The following is a 16,915-nucleotide window of genomic DNA, read 5'->3' as shown; positions in this document are numbered from 1 at the left end:
GTGCCGTTGCGGCCAGACGATAATGCCGTAACGGCAAGCCAACGGGGTAGGTGAGTGTAAACCTTCAGAGGGCATTGATATGTCTAATAATTTATCGCAGGCGACGTCAGAAAAAGCGGCCAGCTCGCTAGACAGCTATTTTAAGATTAGCGAACGGGGCAGCAGCGTACGGCAGGAAGTGTTGGCAGGGTTGACCACCTTTTTGGCGATGGTCTATTCGGTGATCGTGGTGCCTGGCATGTTGGGCAAGGCGGGTTTCCCTCCGGCTGCGGTGTTTGTCGCCACCTGTCTGGTTGCCGGTGTGGGGTCGCTGGTGATGGGCCTGTGGGCTAACTTACCGATGGCTATTGGCTGCGCCATCTCATTGACGGCGTTTACCGCTTTCAGCCTGGTGCTTGGCCAGCACATCAGCATACCCGTCGCCCTGGGGGCCATCTTCCTGATGGGGCTGATATTCACCGCCATTTCGGTGACCGGGGTGCGTTCATGGATCCTGCGTAACCTGCCGATGGGCATAGCGCACGGTACCGGGATTGGTATCGGGCTGTTCCTGCTGCTGATCGCTGCCAACGGCGTCGGCATGGTGATCAAGAACCCGCTGGACGGTTTGCCGGTGGCGCTGGGGTCGTTTGTGTCTTTCCCGGTGATGATGTCATTGCTCGGCCTGGCGATGATCCTCGGGCTGGAGAAACTGCGCGTGCCGGGTGGGATTTTATTGGTGATCATTGGTATTTCCCTGATCGGCCTGATCTTTGATCCGAACGTAAGATATCAGGGGCTGTTTGCGCTGCCGAGCCTGTCCGGGCCGGATGGCAGCTCGCTGATTTTTAGCCTGGATATCAAAGGGGCGTTGAACCCGGCGATACTGCCCAGCGTATTGGCGCTGGTCATGACAGCGGTGTTTGATGCTACCGGCACCATCCGGGCGGTAGCCGGGCAGGCTAACCTGTTGGACGAGGATGGGCAGATTATCAACGGTGGCCGGGCATTAACTGCCGACTCCATGAGCAGCATGTTTTCTGCGCTGGTTGGAGCCTCACCGGCTGCGGTGTATATCGAGTCCGCTGCGGGAACGGCTGCTGGCGGTAAAACGGGCATGACGGCGGCGGTCGTGGGGGTACTGTTCTTGCTGATCCTGTTCTTGTCACCGCTGTCTTATCTGGTCCCCGGCTATGCGACGGCACCGGCGCTGATGTATGTGGGGCTGCTGATGCTGAGCAACGTGGCCAAGTTGGACTTTGACGACTTTGTCGATGCTATGTCCGGCCTGGTGTGCGCGGTATTTATCGTGCTGACCTGTAACATTGTCACCGGCATTATGCTGGGCTTCAGTACGCTGGTGATTGGCCGCGTGTTCTCTAACGAGTGGCGCAAACTGAATATTGGCACGGTGATTATCGCGGTGGCGCTGGTGGCATTCTATGCCGGCGGCTGGGCTATTTGATGGCAAACTCAGGGTTAGTCGTTTACTGACCAATCAACACTCGATTCTTCATGTAGGGGCGCTGCATGCCGCGCCCATTCACAGTTCAATACATCAACTCATATGAACGTCCTGAAGGATTACAGATCAGAACAACGCTGACAGGTAATAATCTCGGCCTTATTTTTTAGTTAAATCAATGGATTGAGTTGTTTTTATTTGAATGGCTTACCGCTTCCTCTGATGATCATGAATCATATCGTAGATAAACTATATGCTGCAGGTGGGGGGGACGACCAAACCGGAGAGACTGATCCGTGAATTGGCTAGGCGCGCGCCGCAGCATGAGGAGGAATTGATGACTATTGCCGAATATCTCGAACAAAAAGGGCGAGAGGAAGGACTTCAGGAAGGACTAAAACAAGGTAAACGCGAAGCGTTTATGGAAATAGCCCGTTCCATGCTAGTTAACGGCTTCGAGAGCGCCATAGTCATACAGTTGACCGGTCTTTCAGAAGAAGAGTTGGCGCAAATCCGTCACTAGCGTTTACCCGCGTTTCTCAACGCGGTATCTCTTCATCCAACTGCTGCGCCTTTTCCACCGCCTTGACGATCGAGGTATAGCCGGTGCAGCGGCATAAATTCCCGGCCAGCCCGCGGCGGATCTCCTGCTCGGTAAGGCGGTGGCCGCGAAAACGCTCCACCATCGAGGTGCTGGTCATCACCAACCCCGGCGTACAAAAACCACACTGTACCGCCCCCACATTCACATAAGCCTGCTGTACGGCAGACAGTTTGCCCTGTTTCACCTCGCCCTCGGTGGTGCGGATGGTTTTGCCATCGGCCCAGAGTGCCAGGTAAATACAGGTATCGGTAGCGACATCGTCGATCAATACGGTACAGGCACCGCACTCGCCCACGCTGCACCCTTGTTTGACGCTGTTAAGCCCTTGCTGGCGCAGTAACTCCATCAGCGACAGGCGGGGATCGACCTCGAATTGATTGGGGCGGCCATTGATGGTGCAATTGATCAACATGATAACTCTCCTCCTGCGCGTTGGGCCGCCTGGGCCAGCACGCGCTCTGCCAGCGTACGGATGATTTGCATACGGAACTCTTTGCTGGCGCGCCAGGATGAACGTGGCAGCACGTCACGTATGACCGCTTCACGCACGGCGGCGAGCGTTTGCGCATTGAATGGCTGACCCAGTGCTGCGGCCTCGGCATGGGGGGCGCGGATCGGCGTTGGGGCCGCTACGCCAAAGGCGATTTTCACCGCGCTAAAGTGGCCGTCTTCGATTTTGCAGGCCGCAGCGCAACCGATGGTGGCAATATCCATCGCACCACGCATGGCGTATTTGTAATAGCTGGCACCAAAGTGCTGATAGTGCTGTGGCCTGAACAGTAACGCCACGGCGACCTCATTTTGCCCCAGCGCAACCTTGCCTGGGCCGGTGTGGAAACCTTGGATCGGCGTGCGGCGTAGCCCTGCGGGGGTAGCGATTTCCAGTTCGGCTTCCATCACCACACAGGGTGAGGCGGAATCGGCACTGGTGGCACCGTTGCAGATATTCCCGCCCAGCGTGGCCATATTCCGCACCTGCGGTCCGGCGATCGTCGCGGCTGCCTCTGCCAGGATCGGGATATGGCGTTGCACCAACGGTGAATCGATAATCTGGCTAAAGGTGGTGCCGCTGCCGATGCGCAGTGTGCCATCCGGCAGCAACTCGATACCGTTCAGCTCGTTCAGGCCGTGAATATCCACCAGATGGCGATATTTGCCGTTCATATGATGGAGCTGGATTAACACGTCGGTACCGCCAGCAATCAGCCTGGCCTGAGGATTGGCGGCTAATTGCCGTACGGCATCGTCTATGCTGGTCGCCCGATAATAGTTTGCAATATCGTACATGGTTTTCTCCAGTTACTCGATCAGGCCCGCCTGCGAAAAATAGCGATACAGCGTTTTTGGCGTCAGCGGTAGTTCATCTATTTTCACGCCGGTTGCCATCCAGATGGCGTTACGGATCGCCGGGGCGGGAGAGATCAGCGGCGGTTCACCTAGCGCCTTGTGCCCATAGGCGGATTGCGGCTCATAGGTTTCGACAAACGCACAGTCCAACTCTGGCAGATCGAGAATGGTAGGGAACTTGTAATCCAGCAGATTGTTATTGCGCACGATGCCGCTTTGCTCGTCGATGATCATCTCTTCGAATAGCGTCCAGCCGATGCCCATTCCCATGCCGCCATGCACCTGGCCCTCGGCCAACAACGGGTTAAGGATCTGGCCGGAGTCGTGCAGATTCATGATCTTGTTGATGGTGACCTTACACAGCTCAATATCGACGGTGAGGTCAACAAAGGTGCAGCCAAAGGCGGGTGGATTGCTGCGGGTTTTGCAGGAAACCTCGGCCATAATCTGCCCGCCGACCTCCTGATCGTAATGGGCGCTCATGGAGACCTCTTGCACCGAGCACAACACTTTTTCCGGCATCTCCTTCAGCACCACCTCGCCGTTGATCACATCCAGCGCCCATTCGGGCTGGCTGCACATATAGGCTGCATGGGTCAGGATCTTGGCGCGCAGCTCCGTAGCGGCCTGACGGATGGCGGGGGCGGCCACATAGCTTTGCCGCGAGGCGAAGGCACCAGGGTCGTAGGCGGTAATATCGGTGTCTTGGGTGGAGATAACGTAGATGGAAGAAAAGGGCACGCCAATGGTTTGTGCCGCCATTTGTGCAAACACGGTATCCGATCCCTGGCCAATTTCCGTCGCGCCGACTTGCAGATGGACGGTGCCATCCTGGTTCAGTAACAACCGGGCGCTGGCAATCTCGACGCCAACTGGATAGGTATTAGACGCATAGCTAAGGCAGGCCACGCCAACGCCGCGGCGGATGGGGCCACTCTGATTCAGGCAGGCGGCTCGGCGGGCATCCCAATCAAACAGTTCCCGGCCTTTTTGCAGGCACTCGATAATCCCGGCGCTCTTGATCTCTTTATGATTGAGTGGGTTGAGATCTCCTTGGCGGGCGACGTTTTTGAGCCGCAGTTCCAGCGGATCCATCCCCAGTTGGGCGGCGGCTTCGTCAATCATGCATTCCAGGGCAAAGGTTACCTGCGGTGCACCGTAGCCGCGCATGGCCCCGGCGTTGGGCAGGTTGGAGTAAAAGGTGGTGGCTTTGTAGCCGAAGGCGATACGCGGATACAAATAGGCGATTTTATTGGCCCCGGCTGAGGCAATGGAATGGCCGTGAGAAGCATATCCCCCGGTATTGGAAAGTACTTCCAGGCTATAGGTTTGCAGGATGCCGTCGCGGTTAATGCCCATCTTACCGCTGATGGCGAACGAGTGCCGGGTACGTGATGCCAAAAAACACTCTTCGCGGCTCAGTTCAACCTTGACCGGTACGCCGCCGAGTTTCCAGGTCAGGAATGCGGCCATCGGCTCTTCCAATACGTCCTGCTTATTGCCGAACCCGCCGCCGATATAGGGTTTGATCACCCTGATGGATGACCATGGCCGATCCAGCGCCTGGCCTACCACACGGCGTACTAGATGGGGAATTTGGGTGCTGGAGACAATCACGATGCGATCCATCTCATCCATATAAGCGTAGGAGATCACCCCTTCCAGATGACAATGTTGCACTACCTGCGTGCTGTAGTTGCCTTCGATCACTACCTCTGACGCAGCCAGTGCCGCTTCGGGATCGCCGCCGCTGAGCTGGTGTTGTTTCAGCAGATTGCTTTTACCGCCGTGTAACAACGGCGCTTCGGCTGCCAGCGCGGTTTTTGCGGTGGTCATCACTGGCAGTTCCTGATATTCCACTTCGACCAGCATGGCGGCTTTCTCTGCCGTTAACGCGTCGCAGGCGACCACGATCGCCACGCCATCGCCGTGATGGCGTACATGCTGGGTCAGCAGCTGTTTATCCGCTACGTCACGCTTATTGGCATCCAATGACCAGGCATGGCCCGCCGTCGGAAAACCGTGCTGCGGCACATCCTGATAAGTAAATATGGCCTCAACCCCCGGCAGTTGCAGGGCTTTGCTGGTGTCGATACTCATAACCAGACCATGGGCAATCGGGCTACGGACATATTTGGCATGACGCATACCGGGCAGGGTCATATCGTCGGTATAGCGCGCCCGGCCGGTGACTTTGGCTTGTGCATCGACGCGTTCGGGCGAGGTTCCTACAGGCATCTTGCTCTCCTCGGTGAGAGAAAAAGTCGCGATAGCCAACAGCAGCAACTTACAGGCCATAATGGGTTGAAAAATCAGCCGGATGTGAGATTTGTGAGTTGAATCTGGTTTATGGCGTGGGCGTGATGGTTTTGGTGGCCAAAGAGGGGGGAGGACGCACCAATGTCGGTATGGCAAAGACTATGTGCGACGATAATTTATCATATTGATAAGGATAAGATTATCAGGTTGATACACACCTGACTCGGGCCGCGGCAGGGTTGAGAGTGAGCAGAGCAACTGTCGGAGAAGAACGGTCCGTTGTCGAAAACATTATTTTTAAGGTTAAATGAATAAATAACAGGCCCACATAATATCCTTCTGGTGCTTTAATTTATTTTCAAAGTAAAGCGTTTTCTCCAGAGTTGAGTAGTAAATCTGAAAGTTAAGTAAATCATAGGGATGTGTTGTGTATAAGTGAGTTTATATTTATACAGGTTACTTGATTGGCTAATAAATAATATGTTGCATGTAAAATTGCGTTGGGTTAATAATGATTTTGAACGAGGTTGCTTTATATTACTTAACAAAGGAGCTGTTTATGATAGAACTAGATAAATCTATACTTAGTCAAATTTCCGGCGGTCGAGGGAATAATGGTGGTGATCGGTCGGATAACGGCGGTCGTAATAACAACAAGGGAAGAGGCGCATCCACTAACTATGGCGGGCAGGCCAACGGCTTTGTCGGCAATTCATCACCCGGGATGGATGCTGCTTGTGCCGCAGCTCTTGCGGCTGGCGCTCTTGGGGGGGCCTTTGGCGGTGTGCGGGGGGCGGTTGGCGGTGCGATTGGTGCGGTTAGCAGCTGTATCAACACGGGAAACGGGGGTGGTGGTGGAACGGGTAGCAATAGCAATTGTGGTGGGAATTCAGGTAACAGCTGTAGTAGGTAATGTGATTCATGGCTAAAAACTAATACCAGCATGTTACCTATCGCATCACCTAAACAGAGGGTTATACAATGATGATTAAATCAAATTTCTTATATAACATATGGACTTTTATTCTTGTGTTTTTCATTATTAACCCTCTATTTTATTGCGTTGGCATTTTAGCTGTTTCTGTTATCGAACTCCCTTCATGGCTTACTAAGGCAATCCTTATTTTCGTCATACCTTTAGGCTGCTACCGTTTGGTCGATCTGGTTTACAACGCGGTGCGTAAGATAGTGGCCAGAATGTCGAAAGAAAAATGATTGCCAGCCTAATCAAGGCAAAAGATTGGCCCCATAACGGTTAATCAGTTTGGGGCCAATCTTGCCGTGGCTTTGATGGTTAAATCGCAGTCATACCGCACCTTGCGTTGTATGCCAGTACGGTAGCGAGTCGCTACCGTCGCACACCTCCACCGTCAGCATTAATTCTCCGCGCCGCAGTTGAATACGCAGACCACCGTTATCCCGGCCGACTGCAACCCGCCCCAAACCACCTATAGCTTCACAATCTGCACCAGATTGGTGTGTTGAGGGTTGCCCTTGGCCAGCGGGGAAGGGCGATGGTGGGTCAGAATATTCACGCTGCCGCCGTGATCGACCTTATCGCCAAACATATCTGCCGCCAGCCAGGCACCTTGGCCCATAGCGGTGACGCCAGGCATAATGCGTGGCGTTACCTTCGCCTGGATCTGCGTTTCTCCCCGGCCATTAAAGACCTTCACTCGATCGCCGTTCTTGATGCCGCGCGCCTGCGCATCCAGCGTGTTGATCCACACCTCCTGCGGGCAAGCCTGCTGCAACACGTCAATGTTGCCGTAACTGGAGTGGGTTCTGGCCTTATAGTGGTAACCAAACAGCTGCAGCGGATATTGGCTGCTCAGCGGATCTTCCCAACCTTCGAACCCGGCGGCATAGACAGGTAACGGGTGGATCACATCTTCTGGTGCCAACTCCCAGGTGGCTGCGATCTCCGCCAGCCGTTCGGAGTAAATTTCAATCTTGCCTGAGGGTGTTTTCAGCGGGTTGGCCTGCGGATCTTCTCTGAACTCCTTGAAGGCTACCACGTGCTCTTCCGGGCATTTGCGTTTATAAATGCCTGCGCTCTTCATCTCTTGATAACTTGGCATTTCCGGGTTGCGTTCGCGGGTTTTCTCACACAGGTATTCGATCCACTGCTGCTGGTTGCGCCCCTCGGTGAAGGTCGCTTCGGCCTGTGGCCCAACCCGTTTGGCCACCTCAGAAAGGATCTCGTAAATCGGGCGGCGTTCAAACTTGCGCGTGGTGGCGGGCTGGCCCAGGATCACGTAGCCCATATTGCCCGCGGACTCATGAGAGATCAGGTCTTCCTGCTCGGTTGGCATCAGGTCGGGCAGCAGAATGTCGCAATATTTGGCCGATGAGGTCATAAAGTGCTCGATGCCGACGATCATTTCACACTTGCTGTCGTCTTGCAGGATCTGGTGGGTACGGCTGATATCACCATGCTGATTGATCAGCGTATTACTGGCATAGCACCAGATAAATTTGATCGGTACGTCCAGCTTATCTTTGCCACGGATGCCGTCACGCTTGGCGGTCATTTCCGGGCCGCGCATGATCGCGTCGGTCCAGGTAAACACCGAAATCTTGGCCTGTACCGGGTTGGTCAGCATATCGAACCATTCCACGCCCAGATCGAAGCTGCCTTCGCGGCAGCCGGTATTACCGCCGTTGATACCGACGTTACCGGTCAGGATCGGTAACATGGCAATAGCCCTGGCGGTTTGTTCTCCGTTGGCGTGACGCTGCGGCCCCCAGCCCTGGCAGATATAGGCCGGTTTGGTCATGCCGATTTCGCGGGCCAGTTGGATAATGGTGTTGGCCGGTATCCCGGTAATACGAGCCGCCCACTCTGGCGTTTTGGCGGTACCATCGTCACCCTGGCCGAGGATATAGGCTTTGTAATGGCCGTTTTTTGGCGCGCTGCCGGGCAGGGTGGTTTCATCATAACCTATGCAGTATTTATCCAGGAACGGCTGGTCCACCAGATTTTCGCTGATCAACACATGGGCTATGCCTGCAACCAACGCCGCATCGGTGCCCGGGCGAATCGGCACCCACTGATCTTCACGGCCACCGGCGGTATCGGTATAGCGCGGATCGATGACAATCATCTTGGCGTTAGAGATTGCCCTGGCTTGCTCCAGATAATAGGTTACTCCGCCACCGCTCATGCGGGTTTCCGCCGGGTTATTGCCAAACAGCACCACCAGCTTGCTGTTGGCGATATCATCCGGGCTGTTGCCCTGCTGTGCGCCGTACAGGTAGGGCATGGCGGCGGTGATCTGCGCGGTGCTGTAGCTGCCATAGCGGCTGAGGAAGCCACCGCAGGAGTTCATCAGGCGATAAGGCACGTTGGAGTTGGTGATATTGCCGCCGTCGACCCCGGTACCGTACAGCACGTGCACCGCCTCATTACCGTATTCCGCCAGAGTGTGCTTCAACTGGCCGCTGATGGTATCCAGCGCCTCTTCCCAACTGATGCGTTTGAATTTGCCTTCGCCGCGTTTGCCGACGCGTTTCATCGGGTACTTCAGCCGGTCCGGGTGGTTCATGCGGCGGCGGATAGAGCGCCCACGCAGGCAGGCCCGCACCTGGTGGTTGCCATAGTGATCGTCGCCGGTGTTGTCGGTTTCCACCCAGTATACTTCGTCATCCCGCACGTGCAGGCGCAGTGCACAGCGGCTACCGCAGTTTACGGTGCAAGAACTCCAGACCACCTTGTCTTGCGGCTGTTGGGGATTTGGCAACGGCTCGGCGGCGGCGATTTTACGGAAGGGCAACACCAGCCCTGAGGTGGCGGCCAGTAAGCAGCCGGTAGCCGAGCCGGTTTTGATTAGCTTACGGCGGCTGAACGGGTGATGAAGCAGGTCGGGGATGTTGTTATCGTTCATGATAGTGCTCCCTGTGCTGGCCTATTTCTTTGCCGATAACGCCTGATGTCTGGTTTGTTATTAACCCATGATGTCTCTTGGCAAGACGTTTTAAGCCAGGCAACCGTGGTGTGATCTATTAAAAGTGCTAACCTGTAGCGAGTAAAGTCGTCTGCATTAATGAATTTGCATTGATAATATTCGCCATGCAAATTCATCTATCAGCTTGATAATTGGATTACCTCTTAATAAGTATACCCACGCGCGGGCTAGTTGAAGTTTGCTTGAGGTCAAGTTTTCGCTTTGCGCAAGCAAATAAAGCAGGATGGTTGCCTTTTTTCTATAGCAGCAATTGTTGTGTTCAGGCCGGAGTCTTAATCTGTAGCATATTTGGTTGGTGGAATTAGGGGATGTTGGTGAATTATATCCAGCGGCGGTACAATATTGTTATGGCCTCGTGCAACATAAGCCCCCCATTGCGCGCTTGGCAGAGGGATTAGCAAAGTCATTTATTGCTTTATTCCCACTGGTTCGCATAAAGACCAACGCCCGCCAACCGTCACTGATGCACGCAGCATCCGATAAAATAGCGGCATAATGCAATATCATTGCCATGCATGACCCCGCCGATGACTCTGCAATAAAATTTTAAACTAAAACGGCATATTACGTGTTTTCCTGCCCCGGCCTTTTCTATACTCATCACGCTTGATTGTGTCGTAAAGCTTATGCTGAAGCCGGGGAGATATTAATTGTTACAAAACTATGCAAGAGAATACATTATTATTCTTGTTGTTTGATTTGTGGGTTATTTAATGGCGTTAGGATTTTTATTTAAAAGATAATGAGAGTTATTGTTATTTAAATACGTGCGCGAATAAATCTAGCGAGATAAATATGCAAGAAAAATATTTTTTGCTGAAGCGATTTTTCTCATGTTACGCAAATATTAACTGTTACCTCAGCAAAGGTTGATAAAGATCAACTCAGGGTAGCCGGAAAATAACAATATATTAACCACCCGCACACTGTGTTTACGGGCTTGTATGTCGGTCATCAACAGGGGATAGATAATAATGATAAGGGAAAATCAAACATTTTTCCGGGATGGCGTGAATCGCCGCGATTTTATGAAGTTATGTGCGGCACTCGCCGCCACCATGGGGCTCAGCACCAAAGCCGCCGCCGAAATAGCCCACTCGGTAGGTTCGCCACAGCGGCCACCGGTCATCTGGATCGGGGCTCAGGAATGTACCGGCTGTACGGAATCCTTGTTACGGGCCACTCACCCAACGATCGAGAACCTGTTGCTTGACGTGGTTTCCATGGAATATCACGAAGTCCTCTCTGCTGCGTTTGGTGAACAGGCGGAAGAAAACAAGCACCGCGCGATTGAGCAATACAAAGGGAAATACGTGCTGGTGGTCGACGGCTCCATTCCGATGAAGGATGGCGGCGTCTACTGCATGGTGGCGGGTAAGCCGATCGTTGAGCATATCCGTAATGCGGCAGAGCACGCCGCTGCGGTGATCGCCATCGGCTCCTGTGCTGCCTGGGGCGGCGTCGCGGCTAGCGGACCTAACCCGACCGGCGCGGTCAGCCTGCAGGATATTTTACCCGGCAAAACCGTAATCAACATTCCCGGCTGCCCACCTAACCCGCACAACTTCCTGGCGACGGTGGCCCATATCATCACCTATCAACGGCCACCGGCGCTGGATGCTAAAAATCGCCCTGAGTTCGCCTATGCTCGTCTGATCCATGAAAACTGCGAGCGCCGTCCGCACTTTGACGCCGGGCGTTTTGCCAAACAGTTTGGTGATGAAGGTCATCGGCAGGGCTGGTGCCTGTATCACCTTGGTTGCAAGGGGCCAGAAACTTATGGCAACTGCTCAACGCTGGAGTTCTGCGACGTGGGCGGTGGCATCTGGCCGGTCGGGATCGGTCATCCCTGCTACGGCTGCAACGAGCAGGGTATCGGCTTTACCAAAGGGATCGCCCAGTTGGCCAGCGTCGAAAATCCTACCCCCCGCAACGCCAAACCCGAGGTGGGTAGCGTTGAAGGCGGGCATGTCAGCCCAACGGCGATGGGATTGCTTGGCGGCGTGGTCGGCCTGGTTGCCGGTGTCAGCCTGATGGCGGTGAAAGAGCTGGGGCGGCAGCAAAAAACGCAGCGTAAAGACGACGAGCAGCCGCCAAGCAAGGAGTAAGCCGTGAATCGACGTAACTTTCTAAAACTGACCTGCGGTGGCGCAATGTTGGCAGGGGTTGCCCCTGCGGCGCAGGCCGGGCCGGAGAACAAGCCGCCCATCCCCAACTCGCTGGGCATGCTGTATGACTCGACCCTGTGTGTAGGTTGCCAGGCTTGTGTCAGCAAATGCCAACGTATCAACCATACCGATGAACCGCATGGCGAAACCTATGCCTACGCGGGTACCGAAGCGACCTGGTCGAACAACGACAAGCTCAGCCCTTACACCAACAACATTATTCAGGTGTGGACCAGCGGAGACGGCAAGCACAAAGACCAGGTGGACAACGGCTATGCCTATATCAAAAAACAGTGCATGCACTGTGTCGACCCCAACTGCGTTTCTGTCTGTCCGGTTCAGGCGCTGCACAAAGATGCCAAAACCGGCATCGTGCATTACAACCCGGATGTTTGCACCGGCTGCCGCTACTGCATGGTGGGCTGCCCGTTCAACGTGCCGAAATACGACTACGACAACCCGTTCGGCAAGATCCACAAATGCGAACTCTGTAACCAGAAAGGCGTTGCCCGGCTGGATCAGGGCGGGCTGCCAGGCTGTGTCGAGGTGTGCCCAACCGGGGCGGTGATCTTTGGCACCCGCGAGCAGTTAATGGCCGAAGCCAAGCAGCGTCTGGCCAGTAAGCCCGGTGAGAATTACCGTTACCCGCGCCAAACCCTACAAGGCAACGACCATTACGAACACCCGGTGCCGCATTACCAACCACACCTGTATGGCGAGCACGAGGGCGGCGGAACGCAGGTGCTGGTACTGACCGGCGTGCCTTTCGAGGATCTCGGCTTGCCAGCGCTGGAGGAACTGTCAACCGGTGCACGTTCCGAGCATATCCAGCACACGCTGTACAAAGGCATGGTGTTGCCGTTTGCCGCTCTGGCCGGGATCACTTTCCTGGTGCAGCGTAACCAGCGTAACGAGCGTCAGGACAAGAAGGAAGATAAACATGACGACGCATAAAACGCAGCCACTCGGCGGGCGGCTGGTGAGCTGGCCGGTGATGATGCTGGCACCGTTTGTGGTGCTGTGCCTGTTGCTGATCCTCAAACGTCTGGTGTTGGGGTTGGGCGATGTTTCCGATCTGAACGGCGGCTACCCATGGGGTATCTGGATCGCATTCGATCTGCTGGTGGGCACCGGTTTGGCCTGCGGCGGCTGGGCGTTGGCCTGGGCGGTGTATGTGTTCAACCGGGGGGAATATCACCCGCTGGTGCGGCCTGCGCTGTTGGCCAGCCTGTTCGGCTATTCGCTGGGCGGGCTGTCGATCACCATCGACGTCGGCCGTTACTGGAACCTGCCTTATTTCTATATTCCCGGCCATTTCAATACCTCGTCGGTGCTGTTTGAAACCGCGGTCTGTATGACGATCTACGTGGGCATCGTGGCGCTGGAGTTCGCCCCGGCGCTGCTGGAACGGCTGGGCTGGAAGGTGTCGCTCAAACGGCTCAACAAGGTGATGTTCCTGGTGATCGCCCTGGGCGCATTGCTGCCAACCATGCACCAATCCTCGATGGGCTCGCTGATGATTGCGGCGGGGATCAAAATCCACCCGCTGTGGCAAAGCTACGAAATGCTACCGCTGTTCTCGCTGTTGACGGCAGGCATTCTGGGCTTCTCGATAGTGATATTTGAAGGCTCGCTGGTGCAGGCCGGGCTGCGGGGGAAAGGGCCCGAGGAAACGCCGCTGCTTGCCCGCATGACCTACATCATCGATGGGTTCTTACTGCTGTTTATTGTGCTGCGTTTTGGGGAGCTGATCTGGCGCGGCAAAACGGCCTATCTGTGGCATCTCGATCGCTTTGCCATCTCGTTCTGGGTGGAAACGCTGTTGATGTTGGTGCCGCTGGTGATGTTCCGCTGGAAGCGTAACCGCCGCAACTCACGCCTGCTGTTTCTCGGCGCGCTGAGCATGGTCTGCGGAGCGTCGTTCTGGCGGCTGAATTACGCGTTGCTGGCCTACGACCCTGGCAATGGCTACCACTATTTCCCGACGGCCAGCGAACTGCTGATCTCCATCGGCTTTGTGGCAATTGAAGTTTGTGCGTACATCCTGTTGATCCGGTTGTTACCGGTGCTGCCTGCGCATCAACATAAGAATGAAAACAACCAGTTAGAGGTAGAGCATGAGCCAACGCATCACCATTGATCCCGTCACCCGTATTGAGGGCCACCTGCGCATCGACTGTGAAATTGAAGACGGCAAGGTGGTTAAAGCCTGGTCCTCCGGCACCATGTGGCGCGGAATGGAAGAGATCCTGCAAGGTAACGACCCGCGCGACGCGTGGATGATCGTCCAGCGGATTTGCGGCGTGTGCACCACCATTCACGCGTTAGCCTCCGTGCGGACGGTGGAAAATGCGCTGGGGATGGAGATCCCGGTCAATGCCCAGTACATCCGCAATATCATTGCCGCCGCCCACAGCATTCACGACCATATCGTGCATTTCTATCAGCTCTCGGCGCTGGACTGGGTGGATGTCACCTCGGCGCTGAAGGCCGATCCGCAGAAGGCTGCCGATTTGCTCAGTGGCCTGTCTAGCTGGCCGTTGAACAGCGCTGCCGAGTTCACCCGAGTGCAGCAGAAGATCAAGGATCTGGTCGCCAGCGGCCAACTGGGCATCTTCGCCAATGGCTACTGGGGGCACCCGGCTATGGCGCTACCGCCGGAGATTAACCTGATCGCCGTCGCCCACTATTTGCAGGCGCTGGAATGCCAGCGTGATGCCAACCGCGTAGTGGCAATACTGGGCGGTAAAACGCCGCATATCCAGAACCTGGCGGTGGGCGGGGTGGCTAACCCGATCAACCTCGATGCGCCTAGCGTGCTGAACCTCGAGCGCCTGATGTACCTGAAAACCTTTATCGACCGCCTGGGCGACTTTATCGAGCAGGTTTACCTGGTGGACAGCGCGGTGATCGCGGCGCATTACCCTGAGTGGCTAACCCTCGGCAAAGGCTCGGACTGCTATCTCTGCGTGCCGGAACTGCCGATCGATCGTAAAGGCGACCAGTTCCTGATGCCGGGGGGCTATCTGGAGAACGGCAAGTTCCGACCGATCGCCAACCAGCGCGATGAGTATCTGATCAAGGGTATTCAGGAGAGCGGCAAGCACGCCTGGTATCAGGACGATGAACCGCTGGCACCGTGGGAAGGGCTGACGAGGCCTAAATACACCGGCTGGCAGGAAGATGGCAAATACTCCTGGGTTAAAGCGCCAACCTTCTACGGCAAAGCGGTAGAGATGGGGCCGTTGGCCTGGCTGATGTGTACCCTGCAAGCCGAGCACCCGCCAACCCAGAAATATTTTGCCAAGGTCAACAGCAATTACCAGGCCCTGACCGGCAAAGCGTTAACCGCCGATCAGTTGCCGTCGACCCTGGGCCGCATTGTCGGGCGCACGGTACATGCCTGCGTGCTGCATGAAACCCTGGGCCAGCAGTGGCAGGCGTTGGTGAGCAACATTGGCAGCGGCGACCACGAAACCTTTATCCCACCGAATATACCGTTGACCGGTGAGATCCGGGGCGTGGGCTTTATCGAAGCCCCGCGCGGCGCGTTGTCGCACTGGGTGGTCATCAAGGACGGCAAGATCGCCAACTATCAGGCGGTAGTGCCCTCAACCTGGAACGCCGGGCCACGCAACTTTAACGATGAGCCCGGTCCTTACGAGCGCTCGCTGGTTGGCACGCCGGTGGCCGATCCGAGCAAACCGCTGGAGGTGGTGCGAACTATCCACTCGTTCGACCCGTGCATGTCCTGTGCGGTACATATTGTAGACACCACTGGCAATGAAGTGACCAGGGTCAAGGTGCTGTAATGAGAATCTTGGTATTAGGCATAGGTAATCTGTTGTTGGGCGATGAAGCGGTGGGCGTGCGCATCGTCGAAGCCCTTGAGCAGCGCTATCGTTTACCGGCCCATGTTGAGGTGCTGGACGGCGGCACCTCGGGGATGGAACTGATGGAAATGATGGCCGATCGCGATCATCTGATTGTGGCGGACGCGGTGTTGACCGGTGCTGCTCCGGGCAGCGTCGCCGTGCTGTATGACGAAGAGATCCCGGCGCTGTTTACCCGTAAGGTTTCGCCCCATCAACTGGGGCTTTCCGACGTGCTGATGGCGCTGCGGCTGACGGATGAGTTTCCCCGTCGGCTCACCCTGGTGGGCGTGGTGCCAGAGTCGCTGGAGCCCGGAATTGGACTGAGCGCCGTGGTCAGCCAGGCGATTGAGCCAGCGTTGGCCCAGGTGTTGCTGGCGCTGCAAGAGAGCGGCGTGGTGGCGGAGCCAAAAGAGGTGGCCAATGCAGACTGTGACTAACGGTTTTCAGCTCAACCCCAGCGCGCTGTTGGAAACCGCCTTTCAGGCGATTGCCGACGGTGAGATGCAGGATTTGCCGTTTTTCCAACCGCAAATCCCGGTGCGTGCCTGTGGCTTTCAGCTGTTTGAACGGCAGTGGGTCGGCACCATTCTCACGCCGTGGATGCTTAGCCTGCTGGTGTTGCCCGGTCCTGAACAGGTTTGGCAGCCCCATGCGGTGGGAGACAAGTTGGCGTTAAGCCTGCCTTGCGGCAGCGTGCGGTTCATCGTCGGTGAGATTGCGGGTTGCGGGCAATACCTGGCCTGTTCACTGATGTCTCCGTTGGATCGCCATCTGGGGGCCGAGCAGGCGCTGGCGTTGGCACAACAGAGCGCGCGGATGGCGCTTTCGCTACCGGTGGTGGATGGCAACATCCCCAGTAATCCGGGGCGCAGGGCGCTATTTGGCCTATCACAGAGAACGGCATAGATGCATGAAATCAGCCTGTGCCTGAGCACGATGGAATTGATTGAACAGCAGGCTCGGCAGCACGGAGCAAAACGGGTGACGGCGGTGTGGCTGGAAATTGGGGCGCTCTCCTGTATTGAAGAGCACGCGCTGCGTTTCAGCTTCGCCTCGGCATCCCGCCATACGCTGGCAGAGGGGTGCCAGTTATTGCTGGACTACCAGCCGGCCCGCGCCTGGTGCTGGAGTTGCAGCATGAGCGTGCAGATTGAAAAACATGATGAAGGTTGCCCACAGTGCGGCAGCCACCAGTTGCGCGTTGAGAGCGGTGACAGCCTGCGGTTGAAGCAGCTGGAAGTGGAATAATT

The 16,915-nt window shown here is 55.8% G+C and carries 14 protein-coding genes; 10 read left to right on the top strand and 4 right to left on the bottom strand.

Annotated elements, in window-relative coordinates; translation table 11 throughout:
* The first annotated feature begins 79 nt into the window (after window positions 1-79).
* Together N6G83_RS17115 and N6G83_RS17110 are read left to right on the top strand one after the other, a co-directional pair.
* A complete protein-coding gene (locus N6G83_RS17115; protein WP_024528462.1) occupies window positions 80-1,444 on the top strand; it encodes an NCS2 family permease in 1,365 nt (454 codons plus the stop codon).
* A 253-nt stretch (window positions 1,445-1,697) separates the two neighbouring features.
* Complete coding sequence (locus tag N6G83_RS17110; RefSeq protein WP_211134515.1) at window positions 1,698-1,967, top strand: Rpn family recombination-promoting nuclease/putative transposase; 270 nt, start codon at window positions 1,698-1,700, stop codon at window positions 1,965-1,967.
* 16 nt (window positions 1,968-1,983) lie between these two features.
* Here N6G83_RS17110 and xdhC read toward each other — a convergent pair whose 3' ends face one another.
* The 3 genes from xdhC to xdhA are packed head-to-tail and all read right to left on the bottom strand — an operon-like array spanning window position 1,984 to window position 5,633.
* On the bottom strand, window positions 1,984-2,460 hold the full coding sequence (xdhC, locus tag N6G83_RS17105; RefSeq protein WP_211134516.1) for a xanthine dehydrogenase iron sulfur-binding subunit XdhC: 477 nt from the start codon (window positions 2,458-2,460) through the stop codon (window positions 1,984-1,986).
* A complete protein-coding gene (xdhB, locus tag N6G83_RS17100) occupies window positions 2,454-3,335 on the bottom strand; it encodes a xanthine dehydrogenase FAD-binding subunit XdhB (protein ID WP_211134517.1) in 882 nt (293 codons plus the stop codon). The genes xdhC and xdhB overlap by 7 nt, the downstream gene beginning before the upstream one ends.
* Window positions 3,336-3,347: 12 nt before the next feature.
* Window positions 3,348-5,633: a xanthine dehydrogenase molybdenum-binding subunit XdhA gene (gene xdhA / locus N6G83_RS17095; RefSeq protein ID WP_211134518.1), complete on the bottom strand. Its 2,286-nt coding sequence runs from the start codon at window positions 5,631-5,633 to the stop codon at window positions 3,348-3,350.
* 532 nt (window positions 5,634-6,165) lie between these two features.
* On the opposite strand from xdhA, the gene N6G83_RS17090 reads away from it, so the two are divergent.
* Complete coding sequence (locus N6G83_RS17090) at window positions 6,166-6,567, top strand: hypothetical protein (protein ID WP_260524003.1); 402 nt, start codon at window positions 6,166-6,168, stop codon at window positions 6,565-6,567.
* Window positions 6,568-7,102: 535 nt separating this feature from the next.
* Here the strand turns inward: N6G83_RS17090 and ynfF are convergent.
* Entirely contained in the window at window positions 7,103-9,541 is a 2,439-nt protein-coding gene (ynfF, locus tag N6G83_RS17085) for a selenate/tellurate reductase subunit YnfF (protein WP_260524002.1), read from the bottom strand.
* 1,055 nt (window positions 9,542-10,596) lie between these two features.
* Here ynfF and hybO point away from each other — a divergent pair.
* From hybO to hypA, 7 genes are read left to right on the top strand one after another with little or no spacing between them, the layout of a single operon-like run.
* Window positions 10,597-11,730, top strand: coding sequence for a hydrogenase 2 small subunit (hybO, locus tag N6G83_RS17080; RefSeq protein WP_024528471.1), 1,134 nt, complete (start codon window positions 10,597-10,599; stop codon window positions 11,728-11,730).
* Between the two features lie 3 nt (window positions 11,731-11,733).
* Window positions 11,734-12,744, top strand: coding sequence for a hydrogenase 2 operon protein HybA (hybA, locus tag N6G83_RS17075; protein WP_024528472.1), 1,011 nt, complete (start codon window positions 11,734-11,736; stop codon window positions 12,742-12,744).
* Window positions 12,731-13,930 carry a Ni/Fe-hydrogenase cytochrome b subunit gene (gene hybB / locus N6G83_RS17070; protein WP_211136095.1) on the top strand — a complete coding sequence of 400 codons (1,200 nt, stop codon included), beginning with the start codon at window positions 12,731-12,733 and terminating at the stop codon, window positions 13,928-13,930. Before hybA ends, hybB begins: the two co-directional genes overlap by 14 nt.
* Window positions 13,908-15,602, top strand: coding sequence for a hydrogenase 2 large subunit (gene hybC / locus N6G83_RS17065; RefSeq protein ID WP_024528473.1), 1,695 nt, complete (start codon window positions 13,908-13,910; stop codon window positions 15,600-15,602). Before hybB ends, hybC begins: the two co-directional genes overlap by 23 nt.
* Entirely contained in the window at window positions 15,602-16,102 is a 501-nt protein-coding gene (locus N6G83_RS17060; RefSeq protein WP_024528474.1) for a HyaD/HybD family hydrogenase maturation endopeptidase, read from the top strand. The genes hybC and N6G83_RS17060 overlap by 1 nt, the downstream gene beginning before the upstream one ends.
* Window positions 16,086-16,571: a hydrogenase-2 assembly chaperone gene (hybE, locus tag N6G83_RS17055; protein ID WP_024528475.1), complete on the top strand. Its 486-nt coding sequence runs from the start codon at window positions 16,086-16,088 to the stop codon at window positions 16,569-16,571. Before N6G83_RS17060 ends, hybE begins: the two co-directional genes overlap by 17 nt.
* Window positions 16,572-16,913: a hydrogenase maturation nickel metallochaperone HypA gene (gene hypA / locus N6G83_RS17050; RefSeq protein WP_065685141.1), complete on the top strand. Its 342-nt coding sequence runs from the start codon at window positions 16,572-16,574 to the stop codon at window positions 16,911-16,913. It abuts the gene before it with no gap.
* The last annotated feature ends 2 nt before the right edge of the window (window positions 16,914-16,915 follow it).

The sequence above is a fragment of the Serratia sp. PL7 genome (assembly GCF_945957435.1).
This window is presented reverse-complemented; position numbering and strand designations above follow the sequence as displayed.

Bases quoted from the DNA above. Each gene is read 5' to 3' on its own strand.
- ynfF (WP_260524002.1), bottom strand. From the start codon at position 9,541: ATGAACGATAACAACATCCCCGACCTGCTTCATCACCCGTTCAGCCGC.
- hybE (WP_024528475.1), top strand. From the start codon at position 16,086: ATGCAGACTGTGACTAACGGTTTTCAGCTCAACCCCAGCGCGCTGTTG.
- N6G83_RS17115 (WP_024528462.1), top strand. From the start codon at position 80: ATGTCTAATAATTTATCGCAGGCGACGTCAGAAAAAGCGGCCAGCTCG.
- N6G83_RS17060 (WP_024528474.1), top strand. From the start codon at position 15,602: ATGAGAATCTTGGTATTAGGCATAGGTAATCTGTTGTTGGGCGATGAA.
- hybC (WP_024528473.1), top strand. From the start codon at position 13,908: ATGAGCCAACGCATCACCATTGATCCCGTCACCCGTATTGAGGGCCAC.
- xdhB (WP_211134517.1), bottom strand. From the start codon at position 3,335: ATGTACGATATTGCAAACTATTATCGGGCGACCAGCATAGACGATGCC.
- N6G83_RS17090 (WP_260524003.1), top strand. From the start codon at position 6,166: ATGATTTTGAACGAGGTTGCTTTATATTACTTAACAAAGGAGCTGTTT.
- N6G83_RS17110 (WP_211134515.1), top strand. From the start codon at position 1,698: ATGCTGCAGGTGGGGGGGACGACCAAACCGGAGAGACTGATCCGTGAA.
- xdhA (WP_211134518.1), bottom strand. From the start codon at position 5,633: ATGCCTGTAGGAACCTCGCCCGAACGCGTCGATGCACAAGCCAAAGTC.
- hypA (WP_065685141.1), top strand. From the start codon at position 16,572: ATGCATGAAATCAGCCTGTGCCTGAGCACGATGGAATTGATTGAACAG.
- hybO (WP_024528471.1), top strand. From the start codon at position 10,597: ATGATAAGGGAAAATCAAACATTTTTCCGGGATGGCGTGAATCGCCGC.
- hybB (WP_211136095.1), top strand. From the start codon at position 12,731: ATGACGACGCATAAAACGCAGCCACTCGGCGGGCGGCTGGTGAGCTGG.
- xdhC (WP_211134516.1), bottom strand. From the start codon at position 2,460: ATGTTGATCAATTGCACCATCAATGGCCGCCCCAATCAATTCGAGGTC.